The sequence below is a fragment of the Micromonospora yasonensis genome, from assembly GCF_026013475.1.
GTDB lineage: Bacteria > Actinomycetota > Actinomycetes > Mycobacteriales > Micromonosporaceae > Micromonospora > Micromonospora yasonensis.
Window position 1 is genome coordinate 1 of the sequence record NZ_JAPDPH010000036.1, and the last position, 15,543, is coordinate 15,543.

A 15,543-nucleotide genomic window follows, 5' to 3' on the forward strand; every position below is an offset into this window, starting at 1 on the left:
CTGGACCAGGGCCAGTGGCCGAACAGGGCCAGCCAGAACCGGGTGAACACCCGGGTGGCTGCCAACCCGCCGTGCGCGCGGACGAACTCGGCGGCGGCGGCCAGGTGGGGCGCCTCCGGCGGATCACCGGCCAGCCGCAGCGCCAGGTACGCCTCGACCGTCGTCGACAGGTCCCCCGGGCCGCCGTGGAAGGTGGCCCACGAACCGTCCGGGCGTTGCTGGGACCGGATCCATCTCGCCGACTCCACGGTCTGCTCGGTCGTCCGGATGCCCAGGAACTGGCGCAGCAGCAGGTCCTCGGCGTCCATGGTGACGTTGGTGGCGAGTTCACCCTTCCACCAGCCGGCCTCGTCCTGCAGTTCCAGCAGGTGGTCGCAGGCGCGGCGCAGGGCCTCCCGGGCCGGAACGCGCCTGGTCCCGTCTGTCGGCGTGGCCGCCTGGTCGGTGGCGGTGGGCTTCGTGGACAGCAGCTCGGTCATCAGTGGTCCCGTCCCGTGATGAAGGTGGCGATGTCGAGGAATTCGGTGCGCACGCCGGCGGGCAGATCAAGGGCGTCCAGTTCCGCCCGCGCCAGCTCGACCTCCTGCCGGGCGTGCCGCTCGGTCCGGGCCCGGGCCCCGGTCGCCTCGATCAGGTCGCTCGCCCGAGCCACGTCGTCATCGGTCAGCGGCTCCGGCGACCGGTACAGCTCGGCCAGTTGCCGGCCGTTCGGGTCCCCACTGGTCACCGCCCGGACGACCGGGATGCTGCGCTTGCGGGCCCGCAGGTCCGAGCCCACCGGCTTACCGGTCCGCTGCGGGTCGCCCCAGATGCCGAGCAGGTCGTCGACGAGCTGGAAGGCCAGGCCCAGGTGCCAGCCGAAGCGGTACAGCCCGTCGGCGAGGGCGGACGGCCCCCCGCACAGGATCGCCCCGAGGGCGCACGAGCAGGCCAGCAGCGCTCCGGTCTTGTCGCTGGCCATCTGCAGGCACTCGTCGAGGGTGACGTCGTCACGGCGTTCGAAACTCAGGTCGGCGGCCTGCCCGGCGATCAGGGCCCGGACGTCGAGGGCAAGCCGCCGCGCCGCCGGACCGCTCCCGGGCGCCTCGACGAGGGCCTCGTGGGCCAGTCCGATCAGTGCGTCACCGGCGAGGATGGCCGGTCCCACGCCGAACACCGTCCATGCCGTCGGCCGGTGACGGCGCTCGGTGTCGCCGTCCATCACGTCGTCGTGCAGCAGCGAGAAGTTGTGCGCCAGCTCGACCGAGGCGGCCGCCGGCACCCCGGCCTCGGGCTGGGCGCCGGTGGCGCGGGCCGACAGCAGCGCCAGCGTCGGGCGCAAGCCCTTGCCCTGGCGGTCCGCGGGTGACCCGTCGGCGTTCCAGTAGCCGAGCTGGTAGCCGCCGACCAACCGGTTGCCCGGGTCCAACCGGTCCAGCAGCGCCCGGATGGCCGGCTCGACGTGGGTCTGGATCTGGTCAGCGCTGCGGCTGTCTGCGATGGTCATCGTGCGGCCTCCGTCTGGTGTCGGGGCCGGGACGCGAGATCTCGGGCGACGACGTCGGCGGCCGCCTGGCCGCTGCGCACCGCGCCCTCCATCGTGTCCGGCCAGCCGGTGTCGGTCCATGCCCCGGCCAGCGCCAGCCCGGGTAGGCGGGTCGCCGAACCGGACCGGTACGCCCGGGTGCCGGGCGCCTGCCGGAAGGTCGCCTTCGGCTCCCGGGTGACGAACGCGTCCCGTACCGGGGTGTGCCGTGCGGCGGGGAACAGGTCGGCCAGTGCCTGGCGCTGTACGGCGACGAGCTCGGCGGCGGGACGCTCGATCTCCAGGTCGGCCGCCGACAGCGAAACCACCAGGTGCTGGCCGTCGGCGCCCGACTCCGAGCGGTCGAAGATCCACTGGGCCGGGGACTCCACCGCGGCGGCCATGGACAGCTCGGTCACCCGGTCGGCGTACCGCAGGTGCACGTTGACGATCGGCGCGGCGCCCAGCCGGTGCCACTGCGGGGCGGTGGGCGCGGCGGCGGGCGGCACCAGTGCCGCCGCGGCCTGGTGGGGCACGGCCAGCACCACGGCGTCCGCTTCGACCTCGGTGCCGTCCAGCCCGATGCGGAACCCGACCAGCCCCGGCCGGATCCATCGGACCCTGGACCGGACGTGCACCCGGGCACCGAGCCGGTCCAGCAACCGCCGGGCCGCGACGGCGTGCAGGTCGACCAGTGGGACGCGGGGACGGCCGATGTCCCCGGCGTCCGCGGCGTCGAGCAGGCCGGTGCGGAACACCCTCGCGGCCAACGCCAGGGACGCCTGGGCGCAGGGCAGATTCAGCGCCGCGACGGTGATCAGGTCCCAGAGCCGGCGGATCGCCCGGGTGCCCTGGCCGTGGTCGGCGAGCCAGTCACCGAAGCTGCGTTCGTCGGTGGCGGGCAGGTCCGGATCGACGTACTGCAGCGCGGCGCAGCCCCGGACGGCGGCGAGCCGCTCCGCCGGGCTGAGCAGCCGGTAGCCGGCCAGCGCGGGGAGCAGGTGCGCCGGCGCCGGCAGCGCACGGCGGGTCAGCAGCTGCGGAGCCCGCCCCGGGAGCAGCACCGGCACCGAGAACCGCTCCTGCAGGTCGGTGTCGCCGCTGGTGCCGAGCCGGTCCAACAGGCCCCGGTAGGCGGTGTAGCAGCGCAGGAAGACGTGCTGGCCGGTGTCCACCGTCAGGCCGTCGCGCCGCAGCGAGTAGGTCGCGCCGCCGAGTTCCGGCCGGCTCTCCAGCAGCGTCACCGGCAGGCCGAGATCGGCGAGCCGGATCGCCGCGGCGATACCGGCCAGTCCACCCCCGATCACGCAGACCCCGCCGGCACCGGTCACCGGTGGCGTGATCGCCGCCCCGGTCATGCGGGACGCCCGACGAGAGCTCGCGCCGCCACCCAGGCCTTCTCCCGGCCCGGCAGCGACACCCGGCTACGGGTGACCGCCAGCGGGTCGGCGGCGATCCGGGCGAGCAGGCGACGATAGATGCCGGCCATCGCGGCGGTACAGGCCGCGCTGCGCCGGTCCAGCAGCGGCAGCAACCGCAGGCCCGTGTCGTACCAGGCGGCCGCCCGGCCCGCCTGGAAGCGCACCAGCGCGGCCAGCCGCTCGGGCGGATCGGTGAAGCCGGCCCCCTCCAGCCGCAGCGAGCAGCCGAACCGGTCCAGGTCCGCGGCGGGCAGGTAGATCCGACCGGTGGCCCGGTCCTCGACGAGATCGCGCAGGATGTTGGTCAGCTGGAGCGCCACGCCCAGCGCGTCGGCCAGCGGCGCGGCCCGGCCCGGGTCGGTGGCGCCGAACACGCCGAGGGACAGCCGGCCGATCGAGCCGGCCACGCAGCGGCAGTACCAGACCAGATCGTCGAAGCTGTCGTAGCGGCGGCCGGTCACGTCGGCGGCGCACCCGTCGATCAGCTCGTCGAAGGCCGCCAGCGGGATCGGCAGCCGGGTCGCGGCGTGGCCGAGCGCGGTGAGCACCGGGTCTCCGCCGCTCCTGCCGGGCAGCCCGTGCAACGCCTCGCGGTTCTGCGCCAGCAGGTCCAGCTTGTCGTCGGGAGGCAGCGTCCCGTCCCCGATGTCGTCGATCCGGCGGGCGGTGGCGTAGATGGCCGAGAGCGCCCGGCGCTTCGCCGGCGGCAGCAGCCGGATGCCGTACGAGAAGTTGGCCGCCTGCGTCCGGGTGACCCGTTCACAGTGCCGGTAGGCGGCGTCGACGCCGGTGATCGTGGTCATCCCGCGCTCCGGACCGTGGCGGCCAGCCAACGGGTGAGGACGCGCCGCTTGCGGGGGCGGACGATGACGCCCAGCGGGTCGTGGTCGGCGTCGGCCAGCGCGTCGAGCGTTGCCCGGCCGCCGGCGAGGTAACCGCTCACGGCCAGGCGGCCCCAGCCGTGCAACGCCGCCACCAACGGCGCGCCCGCGTCGAGCCAGGCTCGCGCCCGCTCCGCCTCGAACCCGATCAGCTCCCGCAACCGCCGGCCGGCCGTGGGCCCCGCGAGGTCGTCCTCGGTGACACCGAACCGGTCCATGTCTTCGCCCGGCAGGTAGATCCGGCCGCGCCGGTGGTCCTCGGCCACGTCCTGCAGGTGCTCGATGACCTGCAGGGCGGTGCAGACCCGGTCGGACAGCGCGAGCGTCACCGGTGCGGCCTGCCCGAAGAGATGCAGGATCAGTTCGCCGACCGGATTGGCCGACAGGGAGCAGTAGTCGACCAGCTCCGCGAAGGTGGCGTACCGGGTGACGCGCTGGTCGACCCGGTTCGCCTCGATCAGTCGGACGAACGCCTCCAGCGGCGGCCGGCATTCGGCCACGGTGGGTGCCAGGGCACGCAGCACGGGATGGGTCACCGCCCGGCCCGCGTAGAGGGCCGTCAGCTCGGCCTCGAAGCCGTCCAGGGCGGCGAGCCGGTCGATCCCCTCGGCCAGCGGCTCGTCACCGAGGTCGTCGACGTACCGGGCGTAGCCGTACACCGCCAGCAGGTGGCGGCGGTGCCGGGCGGGCAACACCTTCAACGCCACCGGAAAGTTCTCCTGCGCACGTGCCTGCTCGATCCGGAGCACGGCCCGGGCGTTGGTTGTCTGGCTCATCCGAGGTTCCCTCCTCTGGGGCACGGGCCGATGGTGGGACTCAACCGGGCAGCGGGGTCAGCCGGCCACGGGCACTCGCGCGTGCCCGCCGCGGCGTCTCCCGGCTCGTGGTCTCGACCCGCGACAGGCGGCGCAGCACGTCCGCGCAGATGCCCTGGCCGTCCAGGCCGTGCTCGGCGAGCAGGTCCGGCCGGTCACCGTGCGGGATGAAGGTGGTCGGCAGGCCGAGGGCGCACACCGGCGTGGCGATGGCCGCGTCGGCGAGCATCCGGGCCACGCTCATGCCGACCCCGCCGTCGCGTACCCCGTCCTCGACGGTCACGACCAGGGCGTGGTCGGCGGCCAGCACCGCCAGTTCCGGGTTGACCGGCCGCACCCACCGGGGGTCCACCACCGTGCACTCGACGCCGCCGGCGGCCAGCAGCCCGGCCGCCTGTAGCGTCGGCCCGGCCATCGCCCCCACCGCGACCAGCAGCACCTGCGCGGCCGGCGCGGAGCGCAGGATGTCCACCCCGCCGACCCGGTCCAACGCGGGGATGTCGCGGTCGACCTGCGCCTTCGGGAACCGCAGCGCGGTGGGCCCCTGCTGGTGGGTCACCGCTTCGCGCAGTTGCTCCCGCAGTGACGCCTCGTCCCGGGGTGCGGCCAGCCGCAGTCCGGGTACCGCGCCGAGCACGGCCAGGTCCCACATGCCGTGATGGCTCGGCCCGTCCGGGCCGGTGATCCCGGCCCGGTCCAGCACCAGGGTGACCGGCAGCCGGTGCAGGGCCACGTCGAGCAGGACCTGGTCGAACGCCCGGTTGAGGAAGGTGGCGTAGACGGCCACCACCGGGTGCTTCCCGCCGAGGGCGAGCCCGGCCGCCGCAGTGACGGCGTGCTGCTCGGCGATGCCGACGTCGACGGTCCGGTCGGGGTAACGCGCCGCGAAGCCGGTGAGCCCGGTCGGGCCGAGCATGGCGGCGGAGACCGCCACCAGGTCCGGGCGTTGTCCGCCGAGGGCGACGAGCTCCTCGGAGAAGGCGTCGGTCCAGGTCCGGCGGGGCGGGCCGGTCGGCTGCCCGGTCCGCGGGTCGACCGTGCCCACCGCGTGCAGCCGGTCGGCGTTGTCGGTCTCGGCGGGCGGATGGCCGTGGCCCTTGCGGGTGACGCAGTGCACCACGATCGACCGGTCCGACCGGCGGGCCTGGTGCAACGCCCCTTCGAGCTGGGCGATGTCGTGCCCGTCGACCGGGCCCAGGTAGTCCAGGCGCAGGGTCCGGAAGATGTCCCCGTCCGGGCCTGCGGCGGCCGGCGCGGAGCCGTTCCCGTCCGGGCCGGCCGACCTGGCGCGCAGCGCCGCGAGGTGCTCGGCCAGGCCACCCACGGTCGGCGCGTACGAGCGGCCGTTGTCGTTGAGCACGATCACCACGCGGCCCGGCGATACCGACAGGTTGTTCAGCGCCTCCCAGGCCATGCCCCCGGTGAGGGCACCGTCGCCGACGACCGCCACCACCGTGCGGTCCACGCCGTCCAGGGCGTACGCCCGGGACAACCCGTCGGCGTAGGACAGCGCGGTGGAGGCGTGGGAGTTCTCCACCAGGTCGTGGGGGGACTCGGCCTGCCGCGGGTAGCCGGACAGGCCACCCGATCCCCGCAACCCGACGAAGCCCTCCCGGCGGCCGGTGAGCAGCTTGTGCACGTACGCCTGGTGCCCGGTGTCGAAGATGATCCGGTCGTGCGGTGAGCGAAAGACCCGGTGCAGCGCGATGGTCAGCTCCACCGCGCCGAGGTTGGGACCGAGGTGGCCCCCGCGTCGGCACACCGTGTCGACCAGGAAAGCTCGGATCTCCCCCGCGAGCAGCCGGAGCTGGTCGTCGGTGAGCCGCTTGAGGTCGTCGGGCTGGTTGACGCTGTCGAGCAAGGACATCATCTCTCCGTCCGGCCGGTGGCGCGAGCCCGCTGGCGGCATGTCGGCCGCCACGGCGAGACGGCCTGCTGGGCCGGATGGCCCCGGCGGCGCGTCGTCGCGCAGCATGCTGCGGAGGCGGTGACCCAGCCGTGGATGCTGCGGGTAGCCGCCGTGAGGGCAGCAAAATCACCTCAGGATTGTGCAAAGAGAGCATAAGCATGTCGATCACCTCTACCGCTCGAATTCGCTTCGAATCCTTCGAAGCGGCGGTGCCAAACAGCGCCGGCTGCGGGCGGCTCAACCGGTCTGACGCCGGTCCGAGGCGGCCGCCGTGGCCACGTCGATCGGGTAGACGCGTCGGGCGGCGACCAGGATGAGACCGTTGGCGGCCAGCGGCACCAGCATGATCAGGAAAGCGTCCCGCAGACCCGTCCCGCTGGCTTGGCCACCCGGCCCGGCGAGCTGGTCGGCCAGCCAGCCGAAGATGGCCGGGGCGGCCGCTTCGGCGGCGAGCCGCAGCACCGTGCGCAGACTCTCCGCCCGCCCCCACAGCCGCCCGGGAACGATGTCCAGTCGGGCCGCGTCCAGCGGCGGGTTGGCCGCCGCCAGCGCAGCGGCGCCGAGCGCGATCAGCGGTAACGCCGCGAGCGCCGACGTGAGCCACACTCCGGGCACGAAGAACAGCGCGGCAGCCACGTAGCCGAACGCCGGGACCAGAATCCGGACGGCGGGGCGGCCCCGCGCCAGGGCGCGGTCGGTGAACCGGCCGGAGAGCACCGTGCCCGCCAGCGCCGCCACCCCGATCACCGGTACCAGAGCGCCGAGCGCCGTCTGCGGGATGCCGAAGTGCCGGACCGCGAAGACGACGATGAAGGTCCGCATGCCGGCGAAGAAGAAGTAGCCCATCGCCGAGGCCACGATCAGCAGCCGGTTGGTGGGGATCGACAGCAGGTACACCGCCGACCGGCCCAGCGACCACTGGTTGGGATCGTCACTGACCACCCGCTCGGGGGCCGGTGCGACGCCCCGGTCGGCCACCGCCGCCTGCGCCCGGTCGACCGGCCGCCGCCCGTCGTCCGGCCGCCGCGGCGCGGCCCGGTCGGTGGGCAGCCAGCCGGCGCCAGCTCGACCCGGTTCGGGCAGCAGCCGCCACACCGCCACCGCCAGCACCGCGCTCGCCGTCGCGAGCAGGAGGAACGCCGCCCGCCAGGAGACCGCCGCCGCGACCTCGCCACCGATCAGCAGGCCGACGCCGGCGCCGATGATCTCGCCGGCGAGGATCCAGCCGAGCACCCCGGCCCGTTCGGCGGGTGGGATGAAGTCGCCGGTCAACGAGACCACCACCGGGCCCGCCGCGGCCACCGCGGCGCCGAGCAGCAGTCGAGATCCGAACAGCCACCAGTAGCTGGGCGCGAGAGCACCGGCGGCCATCGCGGCCGCCCAGAGCGCGACCGTGAGGGCGAGCAGGCGTACCCGGTTCGTCCGGTCGGCGAGAACGCCCAGCGGCACCGAGGCGACCGCCCCGACCCCCGACGACGCCGCGGCCAGCAGGCCGAGCCGGGCATGGTCGATACCGAGACTTGCCTCCAACTGGGCGGCGGCCGCACCGAGCGTCCCGGTATCCGCACTGTTCAGCGCCAGCACCGCCGCCAGCAGCAGCACGACGCGTGCCCGACCGGGACCGCCCAGCAAGCGACGAGCCCGCCGCGCGAGCCGGCCCTCCGCGCCCTCGTGCGGCCCGCTGTCCCGGCTGTCCGCCGTCGACCCGGCCATGAGCTGTCTGATCCCCGCGTCACCTGGCACCGGTCGGCGCCCGTCCCGACTCTGCCCGACGGTCCGGCCGTCCGCGCCGCAATCCGCGGATGCAGCAGCGGGCGCCGGTACTCCGACCCGGCTCCGACCGCGCCGGCGACGGCCGTACGCGGTCACCCGGTGGGGTGAATCCGGTCGTCACCTACCGGCCACGCGCACTTACGGCGCTGCGGCGGGACCGGCTAGACCGGAGTGACCGCGTGCCGGAGCCGGTGTCGCGCGCCTGCGGAGGAGGTGAGCACCGTGCGGAGCCAGTGCCCCAGCGCCGCGTTCGACGATGCCGAGGCGATCGCGGAGGCGATCCTGTACGAGGGCTACCTGCTCTACCCGTACCGGCGTTCCTCGGCCAAGAACCGGGTCCGCTGGCAGTTCGGTGTGCTCGTACCCCCCGCCTGGGGCGAGGCTCACGGCCTGGTCGACAGCGGCGTCGCGGGCTCGGCCGAGTCGTCCTGGCAGCAGACCGAGTGCCTGCTGGAGGCGCCGGACGAGGCGATCGTCCGGATCCGGCTCCGGTTCCTGCACCTGCAACGCAAGGTGACCGAGCGACGCACGGTCGACGGCGGGTACCGGCCGGTGGACCGGATCGAGGTGGGTGGCCGTACGGAGCTCAGCTTCGACGAGGCGGTGCCGCGGGAGTTCGACCTTGAGGCAACGGTCGGCGACCTGCGGTGTGGCCGACGCCTCGACGTCCACGTGCCCGGCGGAATGGATGTCGAGCCGCTGGCTGACGAGCGGGGCGAGCCGCTCGGGCGGGTGGTACGCCGGCGATGGCCGTTGTCCGCCGCGGTGGCCGTCTCGGCGGTCCCGGCTCCGGCGCCCTTCCGGTTGCTGCGGCTCGCGGTGCAGGTCGAGAACACCGATCGAACGACGCCGGCGGACAGCCCTCGGGATGAGGCGTTGCGCTGCTGCCTGCTCGCGGCGCACACGCTGGCCACCGTCAGCCGGGGGCGATTCCTGTCCCTGCTCGACCCGCCCGAATGGGCGGCGCAGGCGGCGCGGGAGTGCCGCAACGTGCACACGTTCCCGGTGCTCGCCGGCGTGCCCGGCACCGCTGACCTCGTGCTCTCCGCACCCATCATCCTCTACGACCACCCCCGGATCGCGCCGGAGAGCCCAGGCGACCTGCACGACGCGACCGAGATCGACGAGATCCTCTCACTGCGCACCCTCACCCTCTCCGACGCGGAGAAGCGGGAGGCCCGAGCCACCGATCCCCGCGCCGCCGCCATCGTCGACCGGGTCGACGCGATGCCGCCCGAGGTGCTCGAACGCTTGCACGGCGCCATCCGGTCGCTCGAGCCCGTCCGTCGACCGGGCGATTCCGCCGCCGGAGCGGACCGGCTCCGCCCGGGGCTCGACCTCGATGCCGGGACCACGCCGGAGTCGGAGACCGTCCTCGTCGCGGGCACTGTGCTGTCGCGGGGTAGCCGGGTCCGGTTACGGCCGCGCCGGCGCGGCACCGACGCGCACGACATGTTTCTGGAGGGCCGTACCGGCCGGGTGGAGCAGGTGCTGCTCGACATCGACGGGACGCGGTTCCTGGCCGTGACCGTGGATGACGACCCGGGCGCCGAGCTGCACCAGTGGTACGGGCGCCTGCGCCACTTCCGGCCGGAAGAGGTGGAGCCGCTGGCCGGCGAGGTGGAAGCGCGATGAGCAGCGACGACGACGGTCGGATCCTGGTCGCCGGCATCGGCAACATCTTCCTGGGCGACGACGCCTTCGGCGTGGAGGTCGTCCAGCGCCTGCGGGACGCCGTCCTGCCGGCCCGGGTGGATGTGTCCGATTACGGGATCCGCGGAATGCATCTGGCCTACGATCTGCTGGACGGGCACCACGACGTGCTGGTCATGGTGGACGCGTTGCCGCTGGACGAGCCCCCCGGGACGTTGGCCGTCCTCGAGGTGGATCTCGACGACCCCGGCTGGACACTGCGGCCGGCCGACGTCCTGGAGGCGCCGGCCGCCGACGGCCACGGCATGGATCCGGAATCGGTGCTGCGCCTGCTGCGCGGCCTGGGCGGCAGCGTTGGGCGCGTCCTCGTGGTGGGTTGCCAACCCGCCGTCCTCGACGAGCGCATGGGGTTGTCGGCTCCGCTCGCCGCCGCGGTCGACCAGGCGGTCCGGATGGTGGTCGACATCGTCCATCAGGAAGCGGCACGGCTCGACATCGCACCGGAGCGGCCGGAGAGCTCGCCGCGAACGACAGACGAGAGGGGAGTGACCGCGGGTGCATGAGACAGGTCTGTCCGAAGCGATCGTGGCGGCGGTGGTACGCCGGGCCGCCGGGCGCCGGGTCACCGGCCTGCGGGTGCGGATCGGCGGTCACAGCGTTGACCGCGATGTCGTCACGCAGGGCATCCAGGTGGCCGCGGTCGGCACGGTGGTCGCCGACGCCGCCCTCGATCTGGTGCTCGAACCGATGACGGTGCGGTGCCACGAGTGTGGCCGTAGCGCGCGGGTCGACGACCACCTCGCGATGGTGGCCTGCCCCGCCTGCGGGGGCATCGACGTCGAGGTCAGCGGCAGCGACGACGTCGTTCTGGAATCCATCACGGTGGACAGCGTCGAAGCGCGGGCGATCTGATGGACGCCACCGAGTTGCTGCGGCACGACCACCGCGTGGTGGAACAGCTGTTCCGGGACTACCAGGCAGCGGAATCGGACGCGCAGCGCCGCGCCGTCGTCGAGATCCTCGTCCGCGAGTTGTCGAAACACGCCGCGCTCGAGGAGGTGCTCTTCTACCCGTTCGCCGCGAGAGTGCTGGCCGACGGGCAGGTCGACCGGCACCTCGCCGGGCATGTGCCGATCAAGGAGTTGCTCCTCGAACTGGACCGCTGCCGGGCCGGCGACCGCGCGCAGGACGAGCTGATGGAGCGGCTGGCGTCCGCCGTCGCCCGGCACGTGCGGGACGACGAGAACGAGCTCATGCCGCAGCTGTGCGCCCGGGCCGACGAGCAGGCCCTCCAGGAGTTGGGGCAGGAGATCGACCAGGGCAAGCAACGGGCCCCGACGCGCCCGCACCCGCACGCGCCGGACAAGCCGCCGGCGCTGGCCCTCGCGGCGCCGGTGGCGGCCATCTACGACCGGCTGCGGGATCGGATGCAAGGGAGGCCACGCACATGAGTCAGCGCACGGGCGGCACCGCGGTGATCCCGAAGGAGAACGGGTTCGACGAGATCACCATTCTCTGGATCTCCGAGGGCATGAGTTGTGACGGCGATTCCGTGTCGATGACCGCCTCCGGTCAGCCGGCGATCGAGGACATCGTGCTCGGGCTCGTTCCCGGGCTGCCGAAGGTCAACCTGCACAACAAGGTGTTGTCGCCGGCGGCCGGCGGCGAGGAGTTCCTGGCACCGTACCGCCGGGCGGCCCGGGGCGAGATGACCGAGCCGTTCATCCTCGTCATCGAGGGTTCGATCCCGAACGAGAACATCAACGGCGAGGGGTACTGGACGTCGTTCGGCAACGACGAGAAGACCGGTGAGCCGCTGACCCTGAACTGGTGGATCGACCGGCTGGCGCCCAAGGCGTGGGCGGTCGTGGCGGCCGGCACCTGCGCGACCTACGGCGGCATCCACGCGATGGCGGGCAACCCGACCGGGTGCATGGGCCTGGCCGACTACCTCGGGTGGGACTTCCGGTCCCAGGGCGGCCTGCCGATCGTCAACGTGCCCGGCTGCCCGATCCAGCCGGAGAACTTCATGGAGACCCTGACCTGGGTGCTCTACCACGCCGCCGGCTCGGCGCCGCCCCCGCCGCTGGACCACATGCTGCGGCCGCAGTGGCTGTTCGGCAAGACCGTGCACGAGGGCTGCGACCGGGCCGCCTACTACGAGCAGGCCGACTTCGCCAAGGACTACAACTCGCCGAAGTGCCAGGTGAAGGTCGGCTGTTGGGGCCCGGTCATCAACTGCAACGTCCCGAAGCGCGGCTGGATGGGTGGGGTGGGTGGTTGCCCCAACGTCGGCGGCATCTGCATCGGCTGCACCATGCCGGGCTTCCCCGACAAGTTCATGCCATTCATGGACATGCCGCCCGGCGGCAGCCTGTCCACATTGCTGATCAAGCCGTACGGCGCCCTGATCCGCCGCTTGCGCGGCATCACCAACGTCACCGCCAACCGGGAACCGAAGTGGCACCACAACGGTCCGGAGCTCACCAGCGGCTACAACCCCCGGTGGCGCCCGTACGGTCCGGCAGATCCCCGCCGCCAGGCCGCAATCGAGAGGAACCGACCGTGACAGCGACGAAGCCGAAGCCGGCCACCGCCGAAAAACCCGGCGAGCTGGTGGAGATGGCGTGGGATCCGATCACCCGGATCATCGGCAACCTCGGCGTCTACACCAAGATCGATTTTGCGAACCGGGTGGTCGCCGAATGCCACACCACGTCGTCGCTGTTCCGCGGCTACTCGGTGTTCATGAAAGGCAAGGATCCGCGCGACGCCGGCTTCATCACCAGCCGGATCTGCGGCATCTGCGGCGACAACCACACGACCTGTTCGGTCTACGCCCAGAACATGGCGTACGGCGTCAAGACCCCGCCCCTGGCTGAGTGGATCATCAATCTTGGCGAGGCCGCCGAGTACATGTTCGACCACACCCTCTTCCAGGACAATCTGGTCTTCGTCGACTTCTGCGAGGCGATGGTCAAGCAGACCAACCCCAGCGTCCTCGCCCGGGCGGAGAAGACCGAGGCCCGCAACCGGAACATCCACGGCTACCGGACGATCGCCGACATCATGCGGGCCTACAACCCGTTCGAGGGCGAGGTCTACAAGTCGGCCCTGAAGGTCAGCCGGATAACCCGGGAGATGTTCTGCCTGATGGAGGGCCGACACGTCCACCCGTCGACGGTGTATCCGGGCGGCGTCGGCACGATGCCGCAGCCGACGCTGTTCACCGACTACCTGAGCCGGCTGATCCGCATCCTGGACTTCGTCAAGCAGGCCGTCGCCATGAACGACGACATCTTCGACTTCTGGTACGAGGCGCTGCCCGGTTATGAGGAGGTCGGCCGCCGCCGGGTCCTGCTCGGCTGCTGGGGCTCGTTCCAGAACCCCGACGTCGTCGACTACCGCTACGAGAACATGACGACCTGGGGACGGGCCATGCACGTCACGCCCGGCATCGTCGTCGACGGCAAGCTGCTCACCACCGACCTGGTCGACATCAACCTCGGCATCCGGATCCTGCTCGGCAGCTCGTACTACAAGGACTGGGCCGGCGAGGAGGAACCGTTCGTCAGCCACGACCCGCTCGGCAACCCGGTCGACATCCGCCACCCCTGGAACCAGACCACCCTCCCCGATCCCGGCAAGCGCGACTTCAGCGACAAGTACAGCTGGGTGATGAGCCCTCGGTGGTTCGACAAGAGCAGCGGCGAGCACCTCGCGCTGGACACCGGTGGCGGCTGCTTCGCCCGGCTGTACACCACGGCGCTGGCGAAGATGGTCGACACCCCGTACGTCAAGTCGACCGGGCACAGCGTGCTGATCTCGCTGCCGAAGAGCGAGCGGCTGCCCGAGACGACGCTGGAGTGGAAGATCCCGAAGTGGTCGAACGCGCTGGAGCGGGACCGTTCCCGGGCCTACTTCATCGCGTACGCCGCGGCGATGGCGCTGTACTTCGTCGAGCAGGCGATGGAGCGGATCCGCGGCGGCGACATGCGGGTCTTCGCCGAGTTCGACGTGCCGGACGAGGCCATCGGCTGCGGCTTCCACGAGGCCGTCCGGGGCGCCCTGTCGCACCACATCGTGATCCGGGACCGCAAGATCGCCAACTACCACCCGTACCCGCCGACGCCGTGGAACGGCAGCCCTCGCGACAGCTACGGCACGCCCGGCCCGTACGAGGACGCGATCCAGAACACCCCCATCTTCGAGGAGAACGGCCCGGACAACTTCAAGGGCGTGGACATCATGCGGGCGGTACGCAGCTTCGACCCCTGCCTGCCGTGCGGGGTGCACATGTACGTCGGCGGCGGTCGTACCCTCAAGAAGATCCACTCGCCGATGTTCGGCGCGTCCCATGGCTGAGCAGCCGGACGTCCAGCGGCTCGACGACGCGGCCGTCGAGCCGCGGCTGGCCCACCTGGAGGCCGTGCTCGGCCAGCTCGAACAGACCCCTGGCCGGACCGCCGAACTGGCGCTGGAAGCGGTCGAGATCCTCACCGAGGTGTACGGCGAGGCGCTGGCCCGGGTCACCGACCTCGCCGCCGACAGCCCCCACGCGCTCGACCGGCTCACCGAGGACGAGCTGCTGCGGCACCTGCTGCTGTTGCACCACATCCACCCGGATCCGCCCGACCGGCGCGTGGCCCGGGCGGTCAACGATCTGCGGCCGCAGCTACGCGCACAGGGCGCCGAGATCGCGCTGGTCGGTGTCCAGGACGAGGTGGCGACGATCAGCCTGTCGGCGAATTCGTGCGGCGGGGGCGCAGCCGCGCTGGGTGACCTGGTGCGGGACCAGGTGTTGACGTTCGCCCCGGAACTGTCCTCGGTCGACCTGGTGGCGCCCGCGCCGGCACCGGCGCTGATCCCGGTCGCCACCCTGTGGCAGCGGCCGGACCGGACCGCTGCCGCACCGACGGGCGAGGTGGGGCAGGTCGCGGGGCCGCTCGCGTTGGGTGGCACGGCATGACGACGGGTGCCCTGCAGCGGGCGATCCGCCGGGCGCGGCAGCGCACGGCGGTCGAGCGCTGCGGCATGTGCGCCGGGCCGGTCGGCCCGGAGCACCGGCACGTGTGGGACGAGCAGGACGGGGAGCTGATGTGCGCCTGCCCGCCCTGCTCCCTGCTCTTCGAACGGGAGTCGGCCGGCGGCGACCGGTACCAGCTCGTCCCCGCCCATGGCAGACGGTTGTCCGGCCTGTCCGCCGACGAACTCGGCGTACCGGTCGGGCTGGTGTTCTTCGTCAAGCAGCGGGACGGCCGGGTGCTCGGGCACTACCCGAGCCCGCTCGGCACGACGGAGTCGGAGATCGACGCCGACGCTTGGCGGGCGGTCGAGGCGCGATCACCTGAGCTGGCCGAGCTGCAGCCCCGGGTCGAGGCGTTCCTGGTGTGGACGGGCCGGGTACGCGACGGCGGCCAGCAGTGGGTGGTGCCGGTCGACGACTGCTTCCGACTCGTGGCGCTCATCCGTCGGCACTGGACGGGCATGTCGGGCGGAAGCGCGGTGTGGCGGGAGATTCCCCGGTTCTTCGACGAACTCGGCCGACGACATGGTCGGCCGTCAGGCGACGACTGATGGAGGAGGC

Annotated in this window: 15 protein-coding genes; 8 read left to right on the forward strand and 7 right to left on the reverse strand. The window is 72.7% G+C overall.

The features are described from left to right. From ONA70_RS10550 to ONA70_RS10580, 7 genes are all read right to left on the reverse strand, one after another. Positions 1-479, reverse strand: a 479-nt coding sequence (locus ONA70_RS10550; protein ID WP_265006185.1) for a prenyltransferase/squalene oxidase repeat-containing protein, incomplete at its 3' end; no start/stop codon positions are given. After that, positions 479-1,486 carry a polyprenyl synthetase family protein gene (locus ONA70_RS10555; protein ID WP_265006186.1) on the reverse strand — a complete coding sequence of 336 codons (1,008 nt, stop codon included), beginning with the start codon at positions 1,484-1,486 and terminating at the stop codon, positions 479-481. The genes ONA70_RS10555 and ONA70_RS10550, both read right to left, overlap by 1 nt. Beyond that, complete coding sequence (gene hpnE / locus ONA70_RS10560; RefSeq protein ID WP_265006187.1) at positions 1,483-2,862, reverse strand: hydroxysqualene dehydroxylase HpnE; 1,380 nt, start codon at positions 2,860-2,862, stop codon at positions 1,483-1,485. Before hpnE ends, ONA70_RS10555 begins: the two co-directional genes overlap by 4 nt. After that, positions 2,859-3,728 (reverse strand): presqualene diphosphate synthase HpnD, encoded by an 870-nt coding sequence (gene hpnD, locus ONA70_RS10565; protein ID WP_265006188.1) that lies wholly within the window; start codon positions 3,726-3,728, stop codon positions 2,859-2,861. Before hpnD ends, hpnE begins: the two co-directional genes overlap by 4 nt. Continuing rightward, positions 3,725-4,582 (reverse strand): squalene synthase HpnC, encoded by an 858-nt coding sequence (gene hpnC / locus ONA70_RS10570; RefSeq protein WP_265006189.1) that lies wholly within the window; start codon positions 4,580-4,582, stop codon positions 3,725-3,727. The genes hpnD and hpnC overlap by 4 nt, the downstream gene beginning before the upstream one ends. A 40-nt stretch (positions 4,583-4,622) precedes the next feature. After that, positions 4,623-6,488, reverse strand: coding sequence for a 1-deoxy-D-xylulose-5-phosphate synthase (locus tag ONA70_RS10575; protein ID WP_265006190.1), 1,866 nt, complete (start codon positions 6,486-6,488; stop codon positions 4,623-4,625). Positions 6,489-6,767: 279 nt separating this feature from the next. After that, positions 6,768-8,243, reverse strand: a complete 1,476-nt coding sequence (locus ONA70_RS10580) for an MFS transporter (protein ID WP_265006191.1) — start codon at positions 8,241-8,243, stop codon at positions 6,768-6,770. A gap of 282 nt (positions 8,244-8,525) precedes the next feature. Here ONA70_RS10580 and ONA70_RS10585 point away from each other — a divergent pair, with 282 nt between their 5' ends. From ONA70_RS10585 to ONA70_RS10620, 8 genes are read left to right on the forward strand one after another with little or no spacing between them, the layout of a single operon-like run. Beyond that, the gene (locus tag ONA70_RS10585) at positions 8,526-9,938 is read left to right on the forward strand and encodes a hypothetical protein (protein ID WP_265006192.1); all 1,413 of its coding nucleotides are present in this window, start codon (positions 8,526-8,528) and stop codon (positions 9,936-9,938) included. Continuing rightward, complete coding sequence (locus ONA70_RS10590; protein WP_265006193.1) at positions 9,935-10,519, forward strand: hydrogenase maturation protease; 585 nt, start codon at positions 9,935-9,937, stop codon at positions 10,517-10,519. The genes ONA70_RS10585 and ONA70_RS10590 overlap by 4 nt, the downstream gene beginning before the upstream one ends. After that, positions 10,512-10,868, forward strand: coding sequence for a hydrogenase maturation nickel metallochaperone HypA/HybF (locus tag ONA70_RS10595; protein WP_265006194.1), 357 nt, complete (start codon positions 10,512-10,514; stop codon positions 10,866-10,868). Before ONA70_RS10590 ends, ONA70_RS10595 begins: the two co-directional genes overlap by 8 nt. Beyond that, complete coding sequence (locus ONA70_RS10600) at positions 10,868-11,407, forward strand: hemerythrin domain-containing protein (protein ID WP_265006195.1); 540 nt, start codon at positions 10,868-10,870, stop codon at positions 11,405-11,407. The genes ONA70_RS10595 and ONA70_RS10600 overlap by 1 nt, the downstream gene beginning before the upstream one ends. Beyond that, positions 11,404-12,525, forward strand: coding sequence for an NADH-quinone oxidoreductase subunit B family protein (locus ONA70_RS10605; protein ID WP_265006196.1), 1,122 nt, complete (start codon positions 11,404-11,406; stop codon positions 12,523-12,525). Before ONA70_RS10600 ends, ONA70_RS10605 begins: the two co-directional genes overlap by 4 nt. Beyond that, a complete protein-coding gene (locus ONA70_RS10610; RefSeq protein WP_265006197.1) occupies positions 12,522-14,321 on the forward strand; it encodes a nickel-dependent hydrogenase large subunit in 1,800 nt (599 codons plus the stop codon). Before ONA70_RS10605 ends, ONA70_RS10610 begins: the two co-directional genes overlap by 4 nt. Beyond that, positions 14,314-14,925: a NifU family protein gene (locus ONA70_RS10615; protein WP_265006198.1), complete on the forward strand. Its 612-nt coding sequence runs from the start codon at positions 14,314-14,316 to the stop codon at positions 14,923-14,925. The genes ONA70_RS10610 and ONA70_RS10615 overlap by 8 nt, the downstream gene beginning before the upstream one ends. After that, complete coding sequence (locus ONA70_RS10620; RefSeq protein ID WP_265006199.1) at positions 14,922-15,533, forward strand: DUF5947 family protein; 612 nt, start codon at positions 14,922-14,924, stop codon at positions 15,531-15,533. The genes ONA70_RS10615 and ONA70_RS10620 overlap by 4 nt, the downstream gene beginning before the upstream one ends. The last annotated feature ends 10 nt before the right edge of the window (positions 15,534-15,543 follow it).